21 protein-coding genes are annotated in these 19811 nt (G+C 70.4%); 10 read left to right on the top strand and 11 right to left on the bottom strand.

Annotated features, from left to right (window positions below; genetic code table 11):
* Positions 1-56: 56 nt before the first annotated feature.
* Entirely contained in the window at positions 57-323 is a 267-nt protein-coding gene (crgA, locus tag ACZ63J_RS15675; RefSeq protein WP_043787021.1) for a cell division protein CrgA, read from the bottom strand.
* Between the two features lie 193 nt (positions 324-516).
* Between crgA and ACZ63J_RS15670 the strand changes: the two genes are divergently transcribed.
* From ACZ63J_RS15670 to ACZ63J_RS15660, 3 genes are read left to right on the top strand one after another with little or no spacing between them, the layout of a single operon-like run.
* Positions 517-1578: a class E sortase gene (locus ACZ63J_RS15670; protein WP_465400342.1), complete on the top strand. Its 1062-nt coding sequence runs from the start codon at positions 517-519 to the stop codon at positions 1576-1578.
* The gene (locus ACZ63J_RS15665) at positions 1578-1733 is read left to right on the top strand and encodes a hypothetical protein (RefSeq protein WP_465306423.1); all 156 of its coding nucleotides are present in this window, start codon (positions 1578-1580) and stop codon (positions 1731-1733) included. Before ACZ63J_RS15670 ends, ACZ63J_RS15665 begins: the two co-directional genes overlap by 1 nt.
* Entirely contained in the window at positions 1706-2719 is a 1014-nt protein-coding gene (locus ACZ63J_RS15660) for an LLM class flavin-dependent oxidoreductase (RefSeq protein ID WP_465400107.1), read from the top strand. Before ACZ63J_RS15665 ends, ACZ63J_RS15660 begins: the two co-directional genes overlap by 28 nt.
* Here the strand turns inward: ACZ63J_RS15660 and ACZ63J_RS15655 are convergent.
* The 3 genes from ACZ63J_RS15655 to ACZ63J_RS15645 all read right to left on the bottom strand — a co-directional run bounded on the left by ACZ63J_RS15655 (position 2688) and on the right by ACZ63J_RS15645 (position 4625).
* On the bottom strand, positions 2688-3080 hold the full coding sequence (locus tag ACZ63J_RS15655; protein ID WP_465400108.1) for an SCO5389 family protein: 393 nt from the start codon (positions 3078-3080) through the stop codon (positions 2688-2690). The two genes, ACZ63J_RS15660 and ACZ63J_RS15655, sit on opposite strands and share 32 nt — an antisense overlap.
* A gap of 100 nt (positions 3081-3180) precedes the next feature.
* On the bottom strand, positions 3181-3915 hold the full coding sequence (locus tag ACZ63J_RS15650; RefSeq protein WP_465400109.1) for an ABC transporter permease: 735 nt from the start codon (positions 3913-3915) through the stop codon (positions 3181-3183).
* On the bottom strand, positions 3912-4625 hold the full coding sequence (locus ACZ63J_RS15645) for an ABC transporter ATP-binding protein (protein ID WP_465400110.1): 714 nt from the start codon (positions 4623-4625) through the stop codon (positions 3912-3914). The genes ACZ63J_RS15650 and ACZ63J_RS15645 overlap by 4 nt, the downstream gene beginning before the upstream one ends.
* 169 nt (positions 4626-4794) lie before the next feature.
* Here ACZ63J_RS15645 and ACZ63J_RS15640 point away from each other — a divergent pair, with 169 nt between their 5' ends.
* Together ACZ63J_RS15640 and ACZ63J_RS15635 are read left to right on the top strand one after the other, a co-directional pair.
* On the top strand, positions 4795-6615 hold the full coding sequence (locus tag ACZ63J_RS15640; protein WP_465400111.1) for a sensor histidine kinase: 1821 nt from the start codon (positions 4795-4797) through the stop codon (positions 6613-6615).
* Entirely contained in the window at positions 6555-7211 is a 657-nt protein-coding gene (locus ACZ63J_RS15635; protein WP_465400112.1) for a response regulator, read from the top strand. The genes ACZ63J_RS15640 and ACZ63J_RS15635 overlap by 61 nt, the downstream gene beginning before the upstream one ends.
* Positions 7212-7293: 82 nt before the next feature.
* Here the strand turns inward: ACZ63J_RS15635 and ACZ63J_RS15630 are convergent, their stop codons facing one another.
* Positions 7294-8613 (bottom strand): FAD-dependent oxidoreductase, encoded by a 1320-nt coding sequence (locus ACZ63J_RS15630; RefSeq protein WP_465439512.1) that lies wholly within the window; start codon positions 8611-8613, stop codon positions 7294-7296.
* Positions 8614-8820: 207 nt separating this feature from the next.
* Here ACZ63J_RS15630 and ACZ63J_RS15625 point away from each other — a divergent pair, with 207 nt between their 5' ends.
* The 5 genes from ACZ63J_RS15625 to ACZ63J_RS15605 all read left to right on the top strand — a co-directional run bounded on the left by ACZ63J_RS15625 (position 8821) and on the right by ACZ63J_RS15605 (position 11676).
* Complete coding sequence (locus tag ACZ63J_RS15625; RefSeq protein WP_465333209.1) at positions 8821-9177, top strand: peptidase inhibitor family I36 protein; 357 nt, start codon at positions 8821-8823, stop codon at positions 9175-9177.
* A gap of 19 nt (positions 9178-9196) precedes the next feature.
* Positions 9197-9841 carry an aminodeoxychorismate/anthranilate synthase component II gene (locus tag ACZ63J_RS15620; RefSeq protein ID WP_465306407.1) on the top strand — a complete coding sequence of 215 codons (645 nt, stop codon included), beginning with the start codon at positions 9197-9199 and terminating at the stop codon, positions 9839-9841.
* On the top strand, positions 9838-10629 hold the full coding sequence (locus ACZ63J_RS15615; RefSeq protein WP_465439510.1) for an ABC transporter ATP-binding protein: 792 nt from the start codon (positions 9838-9840) through the stop codon (positions 10627-10629). The genes ACZ63J_RS15620 and ACZ63J_RS15615 overlap by 4 nt, the downstream gene beginning before the upstream one ends.
* The gene (locus tag ACZ63J_RS15610; RefSeq protein ID WP_465439508.1) at positions 10617-11258 is read left to right on the top strand and encodes a hypothetical protein; all 642 of its coding nucleotides are present in this window, start codon (positions 10617-10619) and stop codon (positions 11256-11258) included. Before ACZ63J_RS15615 ends, ACZ63J_RS15610 begins: the two co-directional genes overlap by 13 nt.
* Positions 11259-11358: 100 nt before the next feature.
* The gene (locus ACZ63J_RS15605; RefSeq protein WP_465306401.1) at positions 11359-11676 is read left to right on the top strand and encodes an effector-associated constant component EACC1; all 318 of its coding nucleotides are present in this window, start codon (positions 11359-11361) and stop codon (positions 11674-11676) included.
* Positions 11677-11730: 54 nt separating this feature from the next.
* Here ACZ63J_RS15605 and pknB read toward each other — a convergent pair whose 3' ends face one another.
* The 6 genes from pknB to ACZ63J_RS15575 are packed head-to-tail and all read right to left on the bottom strand — an operon-like array spanning position 11731 to position 19811.
* Positions 11731-13692 carry a Stk1 family PASTA domain-containing Ser/Thr kinase gene (pknB, locus tag ACZ63J_RS15600; protein ID WP_465333203.1) on the bottom strand — a complete coding sequence of 654 codons (1962 nt, stop codon included), beginning with the start codon at positions 13690-13692 and terminating at the stop codon, positions 11731-11733.
* Positions 13689-14999, bottom strand: coding sequence for a serine/threonine-protein kinase (locus ACZ63J_RS15595; protein WP_465439506.1), 1311 nt, complete (start codon positions 14997-14999; stop codon positions 13689-13691). The genes pknB and ACZ63J_RS15595 overlap by 4 nt, the downstream gene beginning before the upstream one ends.
* A 3-nt stretch (positions 15000-15002) precedes the next feature.
* Positions 15003-16472 (bottom strand): peptidoglycan D,D-transpeptidase FtsI family protein, encoded by a 1470-nt coding sequence (locus ACZ63J_RS15590; protein WP_465306394.1) that lies wholly within the window; start codon positions 16470-16472, stop codon positions 15003-15005.
* Positions 16469-17956: an FtsW/RodA/SpoVE family cell cycle protein gene (locus tag ACZ63J_RS15585; protein ID WP_465333199.1), complete on the bottom strand. Its 1488-nt coding sequence runs from the start codon at positions 17954-17956 to the stop codon at positions 16469-16471. Before ACZ63J_RS15585 ends, ACZ63J_RS15590 begins: the two co-directional genes overlap by 4 nt.
* Positions 17956-19353, bottom strand: coding sequence for a PP2C family protein-serine/threonine phosphatase (locus tag ACZ63J_RS15580; RefSeq protein WP_465333197.1), 1398 nt, complete (start codon positions 19351-19353; stop codon positions 17956-17958). The genes ACZ63J_RS15585 and ACZ63J_RS15580 overlap by 1 nt, the downstream gene beginning before the upstream one ends.
* Positions 19350-19811 carry an FHA domain-containing protein FhaB/FipA gene (locus ACZ63J_RS15575; protein ID WP_003079002.1) on the bottom strand — a complete coding sequence of 154 codons (462 nt, stop codon included), beginning with the start codon at positions 19809-19811 and terminating at the stop codon, positions 19350-19352. The genes ACZ63J_RS15580 and ACZ63J_RS15575 overlap by 4 nt, the downstream gene beginning before the upstream one ends.

The following is a 19811-nucleotide window of genomic DNA, read 5'->3' as shown; positions in this document are numbered from 1 at the left end:
CTGGGGATGAGTCACACCGGTGTAATTCGGTGTCAAGCCGCCATTTGGAGTAATAATCAACGCCAACGCATAGTCATGAGCAGACCCGCGATCATCAGCGCAAACCCGCCGGCGAAGTTCCAGTTGCCCAGGTCGGCCATCCAGGAGATCTTGTCCCCCGCGATGTAGTTGACCAGGAGCCAGACCAGGCCCAGGAGCATCAACCCGAACATCGGGATCTTCCAGGCCAGGCCCGTGGGGCCGGCGGCCCGCACCTTCACCGGCGTGCGCCGGTCGGCAGGTGGGGTGTAAGCGGTCTTCTTGCGGACCTTGGACTTGGGCATCGTGTGTTCCTCGCGGTGCTCTTCGGGCTCGTCTGGTGGCGATGTCCCGCTGAGGGTGCGCAACCAGCGCCACGTGCACACGTTAACGTAAATGCCCGCAGGAAAGCAGCGGCCGGGAGTGGTCGGATTTTCCCGCACCGTGATGTAGGCGTCACCCAGGGTTCGACGCGGCTTGAGAGGAGCTTGCGTGACGATGCGCGAAGGACCGGATGACGACCGGCGCAGACACCCCGGACAGCGGCCGGCGCCGCAGCGCCGCCCCGCCACACCCCCGCGCGGCCAGGTGCCGCCCCGGCCGGGCCCGGGCCAGCCGCCCCGCCGCCCGCAGGGCCCGCCGCCCCGCCGCTACACCGGCCCCGTCCCGCCGCCCGGCTCGGCCGAGGAGACCGTCGTCTTCGCCCCGGTCGGGAAGGGCGGCACCGCGACCAAGGAGAAGCCCGCCCCGGCCCCGCTCGGCAAGAGCGGCGTCGCGATCCGGACGGCCGGCGAAATCCTCATCACGCTGGGCCTGGTCGTGCTGCTGTTCATGGTCTACGAGCTCTACGTGACCGACCTGTTCTCGGCGGGCAAGCAGTCCGAGGCGAGCGACCAGCTCGACGGCGAGTGGGCGCACGACCGCACGCTGCACCCCGAGCTGATCGACGGCAAGGCGTTCGCCCGCATCCACATCCCGACGTTCGGCGTCGACTACAACTTCACCATCCAGGAGGGCACCGACGACAAGGCCCTCGAAGTCGGCCCCGGCCACTACAAGGGCACGTCGCTGCCCGGCGAGCCCGGCAACTTCGCCGTCGCCGGCCACCGCGTCGGCAAGGGCGCCCCGTTCAACGACCTGGACAACCTCTCCTCCTGTGACCAGATCGTGATCGAAACCTCCACCGACTTCTACATCTACAAGGTGCTGCCCTACGACGACGAGGTCGAGGACTGGGCCGGCGGCAAGGGCGCCGACCCGAAGTGCAAGGGCGTCTCGACCCTGCGCGACCAGGGCGCCGAGGACGGCGGCGCGTACAGCGAGACCTTCGGCCGCAAGGTCGTGCTGCCCAGCCAGGGCACCGCGGTCAACCCGGTCCCGTACAAGGACGCCGACGTGCTCCCGAAGGCCCAGCAGGCCGCGCTGCTCACGCTCACCACGTGCCACCCGCAGTTCTCCGCCAAGGAGCGGCTCATCATCACCTCGGTGCTCACCCAGCAGGTGCCGAAGAACCAGGTCAAGGACTACGGCGACCTGCTCTCGAAGATCGGGGAGGCCTGATGTACGCCTGGCTCTGGCGGAAGTTCCCCGGCCCGTTCCCGGTGAAGCTGACGATCGCCGTGGTCCTGGCCCTCGGCGTGGTGGCGCTGCTGATGTTCGTGGTGTTCCCGTGGCTGGAGCCGCGCCTGTGGTTCAACGAGGTCGCGGTCAACTGAGGTTCGGCGTCTTCCTGGTCAGCGGCCGCTTCCCGGGCCAGCGGGACGGCGACGTCCTCCGCCGGTCCGTCCGCGCCGCCGAGCTGGCCGAAGAAGCCGGCTTCGACGACGTCTGGTTCGCCGAACACCACTTCATGCCCTACGGCGTCTGCCCGTCGGCGATCACGCTCGCCGGGCACGTGCTCGGCCGGACGTCGCGGATCGGCGTCGGGACCGCGGTCAGTGTCCTGTCGACAACCCATCCCGTGGCGCTCGCCGAGCAGTGGGCGATGCTCGACGCCGTCTCCGGCGGACGGCTGCGGCTCGGTGTCGGGCGCGGAGGCCCGTGGCAGGACCTCGAGGTGTTCGGCGCCGGGCTGGACCGCTACGAGACCGGCTTCGAGGAAACCCTCGACGTCTTCTTGAGGGCCACCACCGGCCGGGTCGACGCGCGGGGCCGGCACTTCGCCTTCCGGGAGGTGCCCGTGGTGCCGTCGCCGGAACGGCGGCCGGACGTCGTCGTCGCGTGTGGCGGTCCGACGTCGGCTGCCGTGCGGCAGGCCGCCGAACGGAACCTGCCGCTGCTGCTCGGCCTGCACGCCGACGACGAGGAGAAAGCCGCGACGGTCGCCGCCTACGGGAAGCCCGCCGGCCACGTCTCGACCGTGCTCTGCCAGGTGGGGGACCCCGACGTCGTCCGCACGGCGCTGCCCGGCTGGCTGAAGGACGGGCTCGGCGCGCACGTCACGGTCGACGGGCGGCCGGGGCCGGCGCGGGACCCGGGGAAGTACACCGAACGGCTCTGCGCGATCCACCCGGTCGGCGACGCGGCCCACTGCGTCCGGACCCTGGAAACGAGCCTCCGGCGCACCGGCGTCACCCACGTGCTGATGCTCGTGGAAGCGTCGGGTACGCCGGAGGGCACGTACACGAACATCGCGCGGATCGGCACCGAGGTGCTGCCCGCGCTGCGGGCTAGCAGTCCCGCAGCTCCGGGCTCTGGTTGAGCAGCTGGCCGCGCGGCGAGACGAACGCGCGGTAGCGGTCACCGTCCACTTCGGACCTCTTGAACACGGCGACCCGGTGGCAGTTCTGGAAGGCCAGCTTGACGCCGAAGTGGCGCTCGAGCCCGCCGCGGATCGCGTCCGAGGCCAGCGCCCGCAGCAGCTGTCCGCGGGCGGCCTCGCTCGGTGGCGGCGTCTCGTTGTCGGCGAAGCCGTCCGCGGCGCCCTCGGCGTCGGCGATGACGCCGGTGATGACCTCCCAGGCGTACGGCAGGGATTCCTTGACGCAGGTGACGAACTCGGCGTCGGTGACCTCCCCGCGCTCGGCCTTCTCCAGCAACGCGGGTGACACGTCCAGGGACATCGAACCTCCAGTTTGAGCAGGGCCACCCTCTTGGCTACCGGGCGGGTGGCCAAGCCACAAGAGAAAACGATGATCATCACCAATATGGCGGAAGGCCCGGTCACTCCCAGCGGAAGAGGCGCGCCGCCAGCGCCGTCCCGGCCACCGCGAAGGCCCCGAGCACGACCAGCTGCAGCGGCTGCACCCCCGAGCCGACCCAGCTGTCCTGCAACGGCTGCGTGCCCGGCGGGACGTAGTCGCCGATCCGGCGGAGGACCTCGGGCAGGAACACCCGCGGCAGGTAGACGCCGCCGAGGAACATGGTCGGCACGAACGCGATCAGGGCGAACGCGCCCGCGGCCTTCGCCGTGCGGGCGACCGCCGCCGCCAGCAGGCCGAAGGAGAACATCGAAACCGTGCCGAGCAACAGCGTCGCCAGGAACTGCAGCGGGTGCTTCGGCATCGGGACGTCGTAGACCGCGTCGGCCAGCACCAGTGTCAGGCCGATTCCCGTCAGCGCGACGACGACGTGGATCAGCAGCTGCGCGCCCAGCAGGTTCGCCGGGTGCACCGGCGTCGTGGCCAGGCGGCGCAGCACACCCTGCTCGCGGTAGGTGGCGATGGCGTTCGGGATCGACTGCAGCGCCAGCATCGCGAGGCTGATGACGATCAGCGACGGCACCCAGGCGTCGATGAACCGGGACCCGCCGGCGACCGCGCTGGGCTCGGTCATCCCGGGAATGGCGCCGACCGCCAGCAGGACGGCGGACGGCAGGAGCAGGCCCGCGACCGCCATGACCGGCGAGCGGAGGAAGAGCTTCGATTCGGTGGCGGTGATCTTGGCGAAGGTGTTCACAGCGAGCTCCTGGTCAGCGAGACGAACGCGTCGTCCAAAGTGGAGGCTCCGGCCGTCGCGCGGAGCTCGGTGGGGGTGCCGGTGGCGACCACGCGGCCGCGGTCGAAGATCGCGACGCGGTCGCAGAGCCGCTCGGCCTCGTCCATGAAGTGGGTGACCAGCAGGACCGTGACGCCGGTGGCGCGCACGCCTTCGACCAGCCGCCAGGTCTCGCGGCGGGCGTGCGGGTCGAGTCCGGTGGTCAGCTCGTCGAGGACGGCCAGCTCGGGGTTCCCCACCAGCGCCAACGCGATCGAGACGCGCTGCTTCTGGCCGCCCGAGAGCTTCCCGAAGTAGGCGCGCTGGTGGTCGCGCAGGTCGAGCTGGTCGAGCAGGACGTCGATGTCGGCCGGGTCCGGGTAGAAGGACGCGAAGAGCTCCAGCGCCTCGCGGACCCGCAGCTTCGCGGGCAGCGTGCTCTCCTGCAGCTGGACGCCGACGCGGCGGGTCAGCGCCGCCCGGTCGGTCACCGGGTCGAGGCCCAGCACGGAGATCGTGCCGCGGTCGGCGCGGCGGAGTCCCTGCAGGCATTCGACGGTGGTGGTCTTCCCGGCACCGTTGGTGCCGAGGATGCCGAAGATTTCGCCGCGCTCGACGGTGAACGAAACGCCGTCGACCGCGACCCGGGTGCCGTAGCGCTTGTGGAGGTCGGTGACTTCGATGAGTGGCATGGTTACGAAGCTACGAACTGCGGGCCGCGCGCAGAATGACGCTGAATCCCCAGCTCAAGTAGGGTTTTGCTGACACGGGGGTAGGGCTGGGCCCACCCCGGTCGTGGGGCCGCGGGGAGTGCGCCGGCCGCGGTGTCCGGGCGAGGATCTCGGGGGAAGGAGGTGCCGGATGCCGTACCTGCGAGCGCTGGGCCGGGCGTGCGCGCTGGCCGTGTACGCGTTCCTCAGCTGGCTGGACGTCCTGCTCGAGATGATCGCGTTCGCGGCGCTGTGCGTCGGGCTGGTCTTCTTCCTGGGGCCGGTGATCGAATGGGCCCGGCGCCGCTCGGCGACCGCCCGCCTGCTGGCCGCGCGCTGGTGCGACGTCGAGATCGGATCGCCGTACCAGCCCGAGCCGCCGGAACCGCAGCGCGAGCGCGACGGCTGGTACCGCGACGGCAACACGCTCTACAAGCGCGCGTTCTGGATCCGCTGGAACCGCCGGTTCACCTGGGCGATGGAGGACCCGGCGTCCGGCCGCGAGTTCGGCTGGCAGCTGGTGAACCCGCTGGTGACGCTCTTCCTGCCGGTCGCGGTGCTGCTCGGCGGCCCGGCCGTGCTGCGCGGCTACGGCCGGTGGACACGCTGGTGGCTCGGCCCGCGGCCGGCGCCCGTCCGCCGCGGCCGCTGGCTGCACCGCCGGCTCGAATCGCTCGGGCACCAGATGGGGATCCTGGCGCTGGGCGTGGTGCTGTTCGTGTTCTCGGTGTGGCAGCTGGTCGTGATCGTGGGCGCGTACCCGGTGGCGACGCCGATCATCCTGTGGAGCCGCACGATCACCGACACGCTGCGCCGTGAGTCCGGCAACTGGACCGGCGTCCGCATCGCCCGGCCGTACCTGCCGCCGCCCGCGTTGCCGGTGCCCCGCCCGGACGGGCTTTACCAGGTTGGCAAGCAGCTGTACGAGGAGCCGTTCTGGCCGGTCCAGCACGCGCGCTCGCGGTGGGTCCTGCGCGACCGGGCCACCTGGCGCGACATGGCGGGCGGCGCGCTGATCTCGCTGGTGTCGCTGCTTCTCGTGCTGCCCTCGGTCGCGCTGGTCGGCCGTGGCGCCGTCGGCCTCTTCACGCTGTGGGTGTGGCGGCCGTTCGTGTCGTCACCGGTGACGTGGTGGCCGTTCCCCGAGGTCTCGACGCACCTCGGCGCCGCCGTGCAGACGCCGGTGGCGCTCGCGATGATCCTCGCCGGGGTGGCGCCCGCGACCTGGCTGGCCCGGCAACAGGCCCGCTTCGCGCGGGTTTGGCTGGGGCCGACGGACGCGACCCGGCTCGCCGCGCGCGTCGAACGGCTGAAGCAGACCCGCACCGACGTCACGGTCACGCAGGCCGCGGAGCTGCGGCGGATCGAACGCGACCTGCACGACGGCATCCAGTCGCGCCTGGTCGCGATGGGGATGAAGCTCGGCGCGGTCGAGGCCCTGGTGGACACCGACCCGGCGGCGGCGAAGCGGCTCGCGGCCGAGCTGCGCGCGTCGTCGTCCGAGGCGCTCACCGAACTGCGGGTGCTGATCCGCGGCATCCACCCGCCGGTGCTGTCCGAGCGCGGCCTGCTCGACGCCGTGCGCGCGCTCGCGTTGGACAGCCCGCTGAAGGCGCAGGTCGAAGGTGCACTGCCGGGCCGCGTCGAGGAGCCGGTGGAGGCGTGCGCGTACTTCACGGTGTCGGAGCTGCTGGGAAACGCGGCAAAGCACGGCGCACGGCGCGTGTCGATCGAAATCGGTTTCGCGGACGACCTGCTGACCCTGGCGATGACCGACGACGGCCCGGGCGGCGCGAACCCGGCGCTGGGCTCGGGACTGCGCGGAATCGAGCGCCGGCTCGGCGCGTTCGACGGTAGGTTGGCCCTGACCAGCCCGATCGGCGGGCCGACAAGGGCGACCGTGGAGATTCCGTGCCAGATCGACTCAGAGCCGTCGTCGCGGAAGACCAGTACCTCCTCCGAGACGGCCTGACGCACCTGCTGGCCGCCCACGGCTTCGACGTCGTGGCGGCAGTCGGCAGCGGCCCGGAACTGGCGGCGGCGCTGCGGTCCCACCGGCCGGAGGTGTCCATTGTGGACGTCCGGATGCCGCCCACCCACACGGACGAGGGCCTGCAGGTGTCACTGGCGGCCCGCCGCGAGATGCCCGGGCTGCCGATCCTGGTGCTGTCCCAGCACGTCGAGCAGCTGTACGCACGAGAACTGCTGGCCGACGGCACCGGCGCGATCGGCTACCTGCTGAAGGACCGCGTGTTCAACGCGGACCAGTTCATCGACGCGGTCCGCCGAGTCGCGGCCGGCGGCACGGTGATGGACCCCGAGGTGATCGCCAAACTGGTGGCGGGCAACACCTCCGACCCCCTGGCGGCGTTGACGGCCCGCGAGCGCGAGGTCCTGGGCTTGATGGCAGAGGGCTGTTCGAACGCGGCCATCGCGGCCCGCCTCCACTTCAGCGAGGGAGCGGTCGGCAAGCACACGGCGAACATCTTCGCCAAGCTGACGATCACCGCCTCGGACGACACGAACCGCCGCGTGCTGGCGGTCCTCGCTTACCTCGGCGCGAGCTGACTCGGCTTGCCGCAACGCGTGTGATGGTCCGTGACGGCCACCCCGGCCTACCCGGGAATGGCCGCCACGGCGTTGAGAAAACCTATCCGCGCGACACCCGCGTCATCTCCTCGCGCTCCACAACCTTGATCCGCTCCCGGCCGGCCGCCAAACCGAGCGCCTTCTCGTGCGAGTCCAGCTTCCCCCAGCCGTCCCACGTCGTGAACGGAATCCCTCGCGCGTCGAGGAAATCCAGGATCGCGTCCGGTGACGAGTATTTCGGGGCCGCCAGCGTGTCCGCGTCCGCCAGCAGGCTCGCGATCGTCTCCGCCGCGTCGCCCTTCGTGTGGCCGATCAGGCCGATCGGGCCGCGCTTGATCCAGCCCGTCACGTAAACGCCCGGCAGCTGGTTCTCGTCCAGGTCCAGCACCCGCCCGGCTTCGTTCGGGACCACGCCGTTGACGTGGTCGAACGGGATCTCCGGCAGGTGCGACGACAGATATCCCACCGCTCGGTACACCGCCTGGACGTCCCAGTCGTGGAACTCGCCCGTGCCGCGGACGTTGCCGTCGCCGGTGAGCTCCGTGCGTTCTGTGCGCAGGCCCGTCACGCGGCCGTTCTCGCCCACGATCTCCGACGGCGAGTGGAAGAAGTGCAGGTGCAGCCGGCGCGGGCGGGAGCCCGGCTCGCGGATCGCCCACTCCTGCAGCGTCTTCACGACCATGTCGATCTGCTTCGACGCGCGCAGGGCCGCGATGCTGCCGTCGTCGAACTCGATGTCCTCCGGGGACACGATGACCTCGACGTTCGGGGAGTGGTCGAGCTCGCGCAGCTCCAGCGGCGTGAACTTCGCCTGCGCCGGGCCGCGGCGGCCGAACACGTGGACGTCGGTGATCGGGCTCGTGCGCAGCCCCTGGTAAACGTTGTCCGGGATGTCCGTGGTCAGCAGCTCGTCCGCCGTCTTCGCGAGGACGCGGGCGACGTCCAGCGCCACGTTCCCGACCCCCAGCACCGCGACCGACGTCGCCTCCAGCGGCCACGTGCGCGGGACGTCCGGGTGGCCGTCGTACCAGGACACGAAGTCCGCGGCGCCGTGGCTGCCCTCGAGGTCGACGCCCGGGATGTCGAGCGCGCGGTCGGCGGACGCGCCGGTCGAGAAGATCACCGCGTCGTAGAACTCGCGCAGCTCGTCGAGCTTGATGTCGGTGCCGTAGTCGATGTTGCCGAGCAGCCGGATGTTCGGCTTGTCGAGCACCTTGTGCAGCGCGGTCACGATGCCCTTGATGCGCGGGTGGTCGGGCGCGACGCCGTAGCGGATCAGCCCGAACGGCGCGGGCATGCGTTCGAAGAGGTCGATCGTCACGTCGGCGTCGGACTTGTCCAGGATGTCGGCGGCGTAGATGCCCGCGGGACCAGCGCCCACGACGGCTACGCGAAGGGATCGGCTCACACCCTCCACCGTAAGTTAGGTTGCCCTAACCTAAAATGTGATCTGCAGTACGGTCCACGGGCTGAGACCCGATCGTGGCTGATTCACCAGAAGCCGCTTGAGTGCGTTTCTGAATCCTGTTAGCTTGCAAAAGCAACAGGGGGAGTCGCCTCCTTTCGTTCGTCGAAAGTGAGAGAAGCCATGAAGAAGCGTGTCAGTCGTGCGTTCGTGCTGCTCGCGGCCACCGGCGGCCTGCTCGTGCCGGGTGTCGCCGAGGCCTCGCCGCAGACCAATCCGCACTGCGGGTCCAACATCGTCTGCTGGTACACCGCGAGCAACTTCGGCGGGAACATCCACTCGTCGAACCCGGTCGCCTCGGGTGAGTGCCTGAAGTTCAGCGACCTCGACCTGCAGTTCGCCGAGTCGGCGTCGAACGCCAGTGGCTTCCCGGTCCGGTTCTGGTCCAACGACAACTGCACCGGGCTGAACGTGCTGCTCAACCCCGGCACCGAAAATCCCGCCCTCGGCATGCAAGCGTTCTCCGAAGGCGGCCTCTGACGCCGGTAAGCTCGGCGCCATGCGCGTTCTCGTCGTCGACAACTACGACAGCTTCGTTTACAACCTGGTCCAGTACCTGGCCCAGCTCGGCGCCGACTGCACGGTCTGGCGCAACGACGTCGTGGACCTCGACCGCGTGCCCGAGTTCGACGCCGTGCTCGTTTCGCCCGGTCCCGGGACTCCCGAACGCGCCGGGCAGAGCATGGACGTCGTGCGCAAGTGCGCCGAGACGCGCACGCCGATGCTCGGAGTCTGCCTTGGCCACCAGGCGCTCGGGGTGGTTTACGGCGCGACCGTCGACCGCGCGCCCGAGCTGCTCCACGGCAAGACGAGCCAGGTGCACCACGAAGGCGCCGGTGTCCTGAAGGACCTGCCGGCGGAGTTCACGGCCACGCGGTACCACTCGCTGACCGTGCTGCCGGAGACCATTCCGGCCGACGTCTTCGAGGTCACCGGCCGCACCGATTCCGGCATCGTCATGGGCATGCGCCACCGCGAGCTGCCGCTCGAGGGTGTCCAGTTCCACCCCGAGTCGGTGCTCACTGAGGGCGGGCACCGGATGCTCGCGAACTGGCTGGCCGCCGCCGGGCACCCGGTCGACCCGGCCCGGGTGGACGAGCTCGAGCGGGCGACGAAGGCGCTTCAGAAGGCCGCTGTTGCGTGATCCGGCTCGAGGGAGTCGGCAAGCGGTACGGGCGTGGTGACTTCGTCCTCCACGACGTCGACCTGAGCGTCGAGCCCGGCCACGTCGTCGGCGTCCTCGGGAGCAACGGCTCCGGCAAGTCGACGCTGCTGCGGATCATGGCCGGCGTCTCGCACGCCACCACCGGCACCGTCACCGGCACTCCGCGGATCGGCTACCTGCCGGACCGTTTCCCGGCCGGCCAGCGCATGGGCGCGCGGGCGTACCTGCGGCACATGGCGCGCATCCGCGGCCTCACCGACTTGTCGACGATCGACCCGCTGCTCGAACGGCTCGCGCTGGTCGGCGGCCCGACGGCGCCGCTGCGGACGCTGTCCAAGGGCAACGCGCAGAAGGTCGGGCTCGCGCAGGCCGTCCTGGTCCGGCCGGACCTGCTGATCCTCGACGAGCCGTGGTCCGGGCTCGACGTCGGCACGCACACGATCCTCGGTGAGCTCGTCGCCGAGACGCGGGCGCGCGGGGCGAGCGTCGTGTTCACCGACCACCGGCCGCAGGTGGTGCACGACCACGCCGACGTCGTGCACCTCATGAACGACGGCCGCCTCACCGCGGAGAGCGCCGAGCCGACAACGCGGATCGTCCTGCGCGGGCACGGCACCGACTGGGCGGACGAGCCCGGGGTGCGGCACGCCGTCACCGAGGGCGCCCAGGTGGTGCTCACCGTCGAGGTCGCCGACGTCGACGCCGTGCTGCTGCGCGCGCTCAAGGACGGCTGGTCGGTGCGGGAGGTGGCGCCGTGCTCGCCCTGACGCGGTACTACCTCGCGCTGCTCGGCCACTCACAGCGGTACCTGCCGGCGCTGCTCGCGTACCTCGCGCTGTGCGTGATCCTCTACGCCGACCCGCACTCGCCGCCGCTGCCGCTGTTCGGGGTGAGCGCCGGGGGGCTGCTGGTCGTGTCGTGCTGGCTGACGATCGCGCTGCTCGACATCGAGGACCCGGTGCAGCGGCTGGTCACCCTGAGCCACGCGCGGCAGTGGCGGCGGATGATCACCGGCGCGATTCTCACCGTGCTGGCCTGTTCGCTGGTCCTCACCGTGATCACCGAGGCGTGGTCGGCGCTCAAGTCGTTCAAGGTCCAGCCGTCGGCGCTCGGCGTCGGGCTGCTCGCCCACCTGGCGTGCGCGCTGCTGGGCATCGCGATCGCGCTGCCGTGCTCGCGGCTGCTGGTGCAGCGGATCGGCTGGACGGTGCTCGCCGCCGTGGTCACGCTGGTCGTCGTGCTGCTGGCGAAGATTCCGCTGGTCCACCCCCTGCTGCACGCCCTCACCGACGAAGAACCGGTCGGCGGGCCGCTGGTTCTGGCGGTCGCGACGTCGGTGGTGGTGCTGGCCGCGAGCTTCGCCGTCGTCTCGCGGCTCGTACAGCGCCGATCCTGACTGCACATTGCAGAATTCAATTTCCTCGACAGGCTTCCTGAGAGGCCACGAACCCGACTAAGGTTCGGGTCCTCTCCGATTCTGGGCGAAGGGAGACCGGGTGACGGCTGGGATCGTTGCGATCACCGTGCCAAACTCCGAAGGTGAGCTTCCCGGGCTCGCCGCGTGGCTGCGAAACGAAGACGAACTCCGCGGCCGCGTCCAGCTGTTCGACGCCGTGCTCGTCGGCGTGACGAGCAACTCCGCCGGGGTTTTCTGCCGCTCGCTCTTCGCGTGGTTGCGGCGCTACCGCGAATCCCGCGTCTTCCTCAAGGTCAAACGCTCGGGCGCCGCCGAGGAGCTCGAGCTCGACTGCGGCGCCGCGAGTGACGCCGACCAGGTCCTCGGCGCGGTCCAGGGATTCCTCGACAAAGCCTGAACAACGAGAAAGGGCCCGCACGGCGAACCGTGCGGGCCCTTCTTCGTCAGTGCGTCAGGGTGTGGTGGGCGTGGTCGTCGGGAACGGGAAACCGCCGTTGCCCTCCGAGACCGACACCGTGATCGCCTGGTCCTTGTCGATCTCGTTGCCCGCCTTGACGTCCTGCTTGGTGATCGTGCCCTCGGGCTTGTTGCTGGTCTTGTCGGACTGCTGCCGGAGCGTGCCGGTCCAGCCCATGCTCGCCAGCTTCTGCTGAGCCTCGTCGACCGTCATGCCGGAGAGGTTCGGCATCTCGATCTTGGTCTGGTCCGGGCCGGTGGACACCGTCAGCGTGATCAAGCTGCCCGCGGTCACCGAACCGCCGTTCGGGTTCTGCGTGATGACCGTGTCCTTCGGGACCGTGTCCGACGCCTGGTCGACGCGCTTGGTCTTGAAGCCCGCCGAGCGCAGCGACGAGTCGGCCGTCGAGTACGGCTTGCCCGTGAAGTCCTGGACCTGCTTGAGCTCCTTGGACTTGGCCACGGTGATCCGGACGCTGGTGCCCTCGGCGACCTCGGACGCCGCCGTCGGGGTCTGCGTCTGCACCAGGCCCGCCTGGTTCGGGTCGTCGACCTCGACCTCGTCCACGTTCGGGTCGAGGGTCAGCTTCGCGTCGGTCAGCGCCTTTTCGGCCTGGTCACGGGTCTTGCCCTTGAGGTCCGGCACGCTGGCCTTGCCCGGCGAGACCCCGACCGTGAGCACGATCTTCGTGCTGGTCGCCACCTCGGTGCCGACCGCCGGGTTGACCTGGATGACCTTGTTGATGTCGTCCTGGCTGCACTGCGGGCTGCCGTCGGTCGGCGCGACGCCGCAGGGGACGCTCTTGTTCTCGAAGCTCTGGAACCCCTTGGCGCGCAGCTGTTCCTGGGCCTGCGGCACCGACTGGTGCAGCACGTCCGGGATGGCGGCCGTGTCCGTCGTGCTCTTGAACGCGTTGGACAGCCACATGATCAGCAGCACCGCGCCCAGCACGAACACCGCGGCCAGCACGGCGAGGATCGTCCGGCGGCGGCGCTTGGCCTTCGGGTCCTCGTCGTCCGGCTCGTTGTACTCCTCGTAGCGCTGCGGCTGCCGCCGGTCGGCGTTCATCACCTGCGTGCGCTCGTCTTCGGACATCACCATCGGCGCCGCCGGGCGCTGGCCCGAAAGCGTGCGGACGAGGTCCGAGCGCATCTCCGCGGCCGACTGGTAGCGGTTCGCCGGGCCCTTCGCCAGCGCCTTCAGCACGACGGCGTCCAGCTCCGGCGCCACCGCCGGGTTGACCGACGACGGCGGGTTCGGGTCCTCCCGCACGTGCTGGTAGGCGACCGCGACCGGGGAGTCCCCGGTGAACGGCGGCTCGCCGGTGATCAGCTCGTACAGCACGCAGCCGGCGGCGTAGACGTCCGAACGGGCGTCGACCGACTCACCGCGGGCCTGCTCCGGCGACAGGTACTGCGCCGTGCCGATCACCGCGGCGGTCTGGGTCATCGCGGACTGGCCGTCGTGCATCGCGCGCGCGATGCCGAAGTCCATCACCTTGACCGCGCCGTTCTTCGTGATCATCACGTTGGCCGGCTTGACGTCGCGGTGCACGATGCCGTGGCGGTGCGAGAAGTCCAGCGCCGCGCAGACGTCCGCCATGACCTCCATCGCCCGCTTCTGCGACATCGGGCCTTCGGTCTTGACGATGTCGCGCAGCGTCCGGCCTTCGACGTACTCCATGACGATGTACGGCAGCGGCCCGAAGTCGGTGTTCGCCTCACCGGTGTCGTAGACCGCGACGATCGCCGGGTGGTTCAGCGCGGCGGCGTTCTGCGCTTCACGGCGGAAGCGCTCTTGGAACTGCGGGTCCCTGGCGAGGTCGGCACGGAGGATCTTGATCGCGACTTCCCGGCCGAGGCGCACGTCGTGGCCGTGATGGACCTCGGACATGCCTCCGTAGCCGAGCGTTTCGCCCAGCTCGTACCGGTTGGAGAGCAGTCTGGGTGTGCTCATCTCTGGGTGCCGTTCCATTCCGTCCAAGGTGTGGTCATGATGCCTTGCTGGCCACCGTCGGTCGTGCCGGGAGTGTCCGCCGGGTAAGCACTCGAAGCGGGCGGCTCCTCCGCGGGCGGCTGTCTGCCCGGGACCACCTGGCTCGTCGTCTGGCCGGTGCGTGGTGGCGAGCCGGAGCTGCCGATCATCTTCGCCACCAGCACGATGCCCGCCACCAGGACAACGAGCAGGATCGCGGCGAGGAGCGCCCACCAGCCCCATTGGGACTTCTTGCGGGGCACCGGCGCCATGGCCGGGCGCATGACCGGCCGCGACGGCGGGCCGATGGCGACCATCGGGTTCACCGCCGGCGACGGCGGGCCGCCGGGCATCTGCTGCTGCGGGGGCGGGACCTGGTGCTGCGGCGGCTGTTGCTGCACCGGCTGCTGGCCGGTCGCGTACGCCGCGTTGACCAGCCCGGACGGCGTCGGCAGCGGCAGGCCGGCGCGCACCGCGGCGACGGCGTTCGCGAACTCGCCGCCGTTGTTGTAGCGCTGCCGCGGGTCCTTCACCAGCGTCGCCTCGATCACCGCGCGGGCCGCGGGCGGCACGTCGGGCGGCAGCGGCGGCGCGATGTCGCGGATGTGCATCATCGCGACCGTCACGGCGTTTTCCGACAGGAACGGCCGGTGCCCGGCGAGGCATTCGTACCCGCACACGGCCAGCGAGTAGACATCGGACGCCGGTTCGGCCGGGTGCCCGAGCGCCTGCTCCGGCGCGATGTAGTGGGCGGTGCCCATGACCATGCCGGAGCGCGTGACCGGCGCCGCGTCGGCCGCCTTCGCCACGCCGAAGTCGGTGATCTTCACCTGGCCCGCCGACGTCACGAGGATGTTGCCCGGCTTGACGTCGCGGTGGACCAGGCCGTGGGAGTGCGCGGCCTGCAGCGCGTTGCCCGCCTGCTCCAGCATGTCGAGCGTGAACTCCGCCGACAGCCGCCCGTGCTTGGCGAGCAGCCCGGCCAGCGGGTCGCCGTCGACCAGCTCCATGACGAGGTACGCGATCGACAGGTCGCCGTCGAACACCGTCTCACCGTAGTCGTGCACCGCGGCGATGCCGGGGTGGTTCAGCGACGCCGTCATCCGCGCTTCCGTGCGGAAGCGGTGGAGGAACTCGGCGTCACCGGAGAGCTCGGCCTTGAGGATCTTGACGGCGACGGTCCGGTCCAGCCGGGTGTCGCTGGCCTGCCAGACCTCACCCATCCCGCCGACGGCGATCCGGCTCGTCAGCTTGTAGCGCTCGGCCAGCAGCTGACCGGAGGACAGCATGCGCTATCCACCCCCGAGTTTGGCGTTGATCGCCGCGCGGCCGATGTCCGCCGCGACGGTGCCGCCGGTGGCCGCGAGGCCGCGGTTGCCGCCGTCCTCGACGATCACGGCGACCGCGATCTGCGGGTCGTTGGCCGGGGCGAAGGCGGTGTACCAGGCGTGCGGTGCGGTGTTCTTGGAGTCCGTGCCGTGCTCGGCGGTGCCGGTCTTCGACGCGATCTGGATGTCCGGGCGCTTGCCGCCGCCCTTGGTGAAGCCTTCGGAAGCGATCATCATGTCCTTGAGGATCGCGGCGTTGGCCGAGGACAGCGCCGGCGTGCCGGTGAGCTCGGTGGGACTGTAGTCCTCGATGGTCGACAGGTCCGGCGCCAGCACCGACTGCACCAGCTGCGGTTTCATCGCCATGCCGTTGTTGGCCACGGTGGCCGCGAGCAGGCAGTCCTGCAGCGGCGTCAGCCGGACGTCGCGCTGGCCGATGCCGCTCTGGTAGAGCGCGCCCTGCGAGTCGAGCGGGCCGACCGTCGACGGCGCGACCTTCATCGGCACGGTCAGGTCGGTCTGCCCGATGCCATAGTTCGCGGCCGTCTTCTTCATCTTGTCCGCGCCGAGCTGGCCGGCAAACTCCGCGAACGGCACGTTGCAGGAGTGCGCGAGCGCGTCCTTGAACGTCGTCCCGGGGCAGCCGGCGCCGGCGTAGTTCTCCAGCGTGACGTTCGTGCCGGGGAGCTTGGTGTTCGGCGCCGGGTTGACCGGCGTGTCCGGGCCCTTGCCGTCCTCGAGCGCGGCCGCCGCGGTGACCAGCTTGAACGTCGAGCCCGGCGGGTAGGTCTCCGAGATCGCCCGGTTCAGCATGGGCTTCTTCGGGTCCTTGTTGTTCGCGTTCCAGGCGTCGGTCTGCGCCTTGGAAGTGTGCGAGGCCAGCGCGTTCGGGTCGTACGACGGGGTCGAGACCATCGCGAGGATCCGGCCGGTCTTGGGCTCCATCGCGACGACGGCGCCGGTGTAGCCGCGCTGCGTCATGAGGTCGTACGCGGCCTTCTGCACCGCCGGGTCGATCGTCAGCCGGACGTTGCCGCCGCTCGGGTCGCGGCCGGTGACCATGTCCGAGAGCCGCCGCACGAACAGCCGCGGGTCGGAGCCGTTGAGGACGTCGTCCTCGGCGCGCTCCAGGCCGCCGGCGCCGTAGTTGATCGAGTAGTACCCGGTCACCGGCGCGTACATCGCGCCGTCGGCGTAGGTCCGGATGTACTTGTACTTGTCGTTCGACGGGTTGACGCTGGCCAGCACCTCGCCGTTGGCCTGCGACACGATCTTGCCGCGCTGGCGGGCGAACTCGTCGTAGAGCACGCGGGCGTTGCGCGAGTCGGTGCGGTAGTCGTCGGCCTTCACCACCTGGATGTAGGTGGCGTTCGCGAGCAGCAGGACGACCATCACGAGCATCGCCATGCCGACCTTGCGGAGCGGGGTGTTCATGCCTGCGCGCCCCCGTCCGCCGAGGGCCGCTGCACGAGCACGGTGTGCGCTTCCGCGATCGGCGCCTGCTGCTGCGGCTGCGGCTTCGACCGGGTGGCGGGCTTGCGGGCGGCGTCGGAGATCCGGAGCAGCAGCGCGACCAGGATGTAGTTCGCCAGCAGCGACGAACCACCCTTCGAGAGGAACGGGGCGGTGATACCGGTCTCCGGGATGAGTTTCGTGACCCCGCCGACAACGACGAAGATCTGCATGACCATGGTGAACGCCAGCCCGCCGCCGAGCAGCTTGCCGAACGTGTCGCGGACGGCGAGCGCGCTGCGCATGCCGCGCATCGCGACCAGCAAGTACAGCATCAGGACCGCGGCCAGCCCGATGAAGCCGAGCTCTTCGCCGATCGCCGCGGTGATGAAGTCGGTGGCGGCCTCGGGCACCATGTCCGGCCGCCCGGCGCCGAGCCCGGTGCCGCCGACCCCGCCGGTGCCGAGCCCGAACAGGCCCTGCGCGAGCTGGTAACCGCCGCCGGCGTCGTCGTAGGTGGCCAGCGGGTCCAGCCAGTTCGCGACGCGCTGCTGGACGTGTGTGAAGAGGTTGTACGCGATCACGCAGCCGGCGGCGAAGAAGCTGAGCCCGAGGACGACCCAGATGGCCCGCTCGGTCGCGACGTACAGCATCACCAGGATGACGCTGAAGAACAGCAGCGACGTGCCGAGGTCCTTCTCGAACACCAGGATCCCGATGCAGACGAACGCGGCGATCAGGATCGGGCCGAGGTCGCGGGCGCGCGGCAGCTCGACGCCGACGAGCTTCTTGCCCGCCACCATGAACAGGTCGCGCTTCGACACCAGGAACGAGGCGAAGAAGATCATCAGCAGGATCTTCGCGAACTCGCCCGGCTGGATCGAGAAGAACGGCAGCTTCAGCCACACCTTGGCGCCGTTGACCTCGGACAGGCTCGACGGCAGCAGCGCGGGCAGCGCCAGCGCGGCGATCCCGACCAGGCCGGCCGTGTAGCCGTAGCGGGTCAGCGTGCGGTGGTCGTTCACCACGACCAGCACGACGACGAAGAACACCAGCGAGATCACCGTGAACAGCACCTGCGCGGTGACGGCCGGCGTGTAGTCCTTGCCGTTCTGCACGGCCCGCTCGGCCAGCGCCAGGTCGATCCGGTGGATCATCACCAGGCCGATGCCGTTCAGCAGCGCGACGCAGGGGAGCAGCACCGGGTCCGCGTACGGCGCCCACTTGCGGACGGCGAGGTGCGCGGCGGCGAAGATGCCGAGGTAGGCCAGCCCGAGCCAGAGGATCGACGCGGTGAGCTCCTGCTCCTGGTTCGCCTCGACCAGCACCAGCGCGATGGTGACGATGAACGCCGCGAACCCGAGCAGCACCAGCTCGGTGTTGCGGCGGGTCGGGACCTCGCGCGGCGGGTTCGTCTGGAACTGCGCGGCGAGCGGCTCGGCGGCGCGCGCGGCGGGCTGGCTCATCAGTTACCGCCTCCCGTCGTCGGTGCCGTCGAACTCGGCGTCGAGCAGTCCCTCCCCGCTGGCTGGTTCGCCGACGACGGAGCGGTGGAACCGGCCGGAGCCGACGGCGTGGTCGTCGGCGTGGCCGAAGGTGTCGGCGGCGGGGACGTCTGGCCGCCCGCCGGCGCGCAGTTGTTCAGGCGCTTGTGCAGCTGCAGGAAGTCGTCGATGTACTTCCGGGCGTCGTCGAGGCTGTCCTTCTTGACGCCGTTCTGCACCGCCAGCCGCGCGTCTTCCTGGAGCGAGTCGACGCGCAGCTTGTCCGTGCACACCTGGTTGGGCGGGCACGAGCCCTGCTCGTAGGTGTGCAGGTCGATGCCGAGGATGCTGCCGGGGACGCCGCGGTAGATCACGACCTCCTGGTCCGCACCTTCGCCGACATAGTACTGACTCAGCACGAAGTACCGGGTGGCGATGGCGGCCGCGGCGAGCACCACGAGCACGACCAGCGCCCCGGCCAGCCAGCGGAACCGCTTCCGGCGCTTGGCCTTCGGATCCACGCTCGGCTGGGGCAGCTCGGGCCGCGGCTGCGGCGCGGGCTGCGTCAACGCCCGGGCGCGCGCCGCGGGCGAGTCGCCCTGGTGCAGCTCGTCGCTGCCGTCCCCGGCGGCGCCGCCCACGATGGGCGCGTCCTCGCCGAAGTCGACGTCGACGACGTCGGCGATGATCACCGTGACGTTGTCCGTGCCGCCGCCCTTGAGCGCCAGCTCGATCATCCGGTCCGCGCACTGCTGCGGGTCCGGGATCTGCACGGCCTCGGTCAGCGTCTCGTCGCTGACCATGCCGGACAGGCCGTCCGAGCAGATCAGGTACCGGTCGCCGGCGCGGGCCTCGCGCACGGTCAGGCTCGGCTCGACCTCGTGCCCGGTCAGCGCCTTGAGCAGCAGTGACCGCTGGGGGTGCACCGCCGCTTCCTCGGGCGTGATCCGGCCCTGTTCGAGCAGTTCGTTGACAAAGCTGTCGTCGCGCGTGATCTGCGCGAACTGACCGCCGCGCAGCAGGTAGGCGCGGGAGTCGCCGACGTGCACCAGCCCCAGCCGGGTGCCGGCGAACAGCACCGCGGTGAGCGTGGTGCCCATGCCGTCGAGATCGGGGTCCTGCGAGACGAGCTCGGCGATGGCGGCGTTGCCGTTCGCCACCGCTTCCCGCAGCTGGGCGAGCAGGTCGTCGCGCGGTTCGTCGTCGTCGAGTGGCGCGAGCGAGGCGATGACGACCTTGCTGGCCACCTCACCCGCCGCGTGACCACCCATGCCGTCGGCGAGCGCGAGCAGGCGAGGGCCGGCGTACACGGAGTCCTGGTTGCTCGAACGCACCAGGCCCCGGTCGCTGCGGGCTGCATAGCGGAGGACGAGAGTCATGGGCGAAGCTCGATCACCGTCTTGCCGATCCGGATGGGGACTCCGAGCGGGACCCGGAGGGGTGCAGTGACCTTAGCCCGGTCCAGGTAGGTCCCGTTCGTCGAGCCCAGATCTTCCACGTACCAGTCCTCACCGCGCTGGGCGATCCGGGCGTGCCGGGTCGACGCGTAGTCGTCGTCGAGCACCAACGTGGAGTCGTCGGCGCGGCCGATGAGGATCGGCCGCCCGTCCAGCGCGATGCGGGTCCCGGCGAGCGCGCCGTGGGTCACCAGCAGCTGCTGCGGTGACTTGCTGTTGCGCGGCTTCTTCTCCTTCTTGCGCCCGAAGGTCGGCACCTGGACGCGCATGCCCGACGCCGCGTAGAGGTCCGAGCGGACGACTCTGAGCGCGGCGAACACGAAGAGCCAGAGCAGCACGAGGAAGCCCACCCTGGTGAGTTGTACGACCAGCTCTGGCAC

It is taken from the genome of Amycolatopsis sp. NPDC104863 (assembly GCF_055582965.1).
Note: the sequence above shows the minus strand (reverse complement) of the source record. Positions and strands in the feature narration are given on the sequence as shown.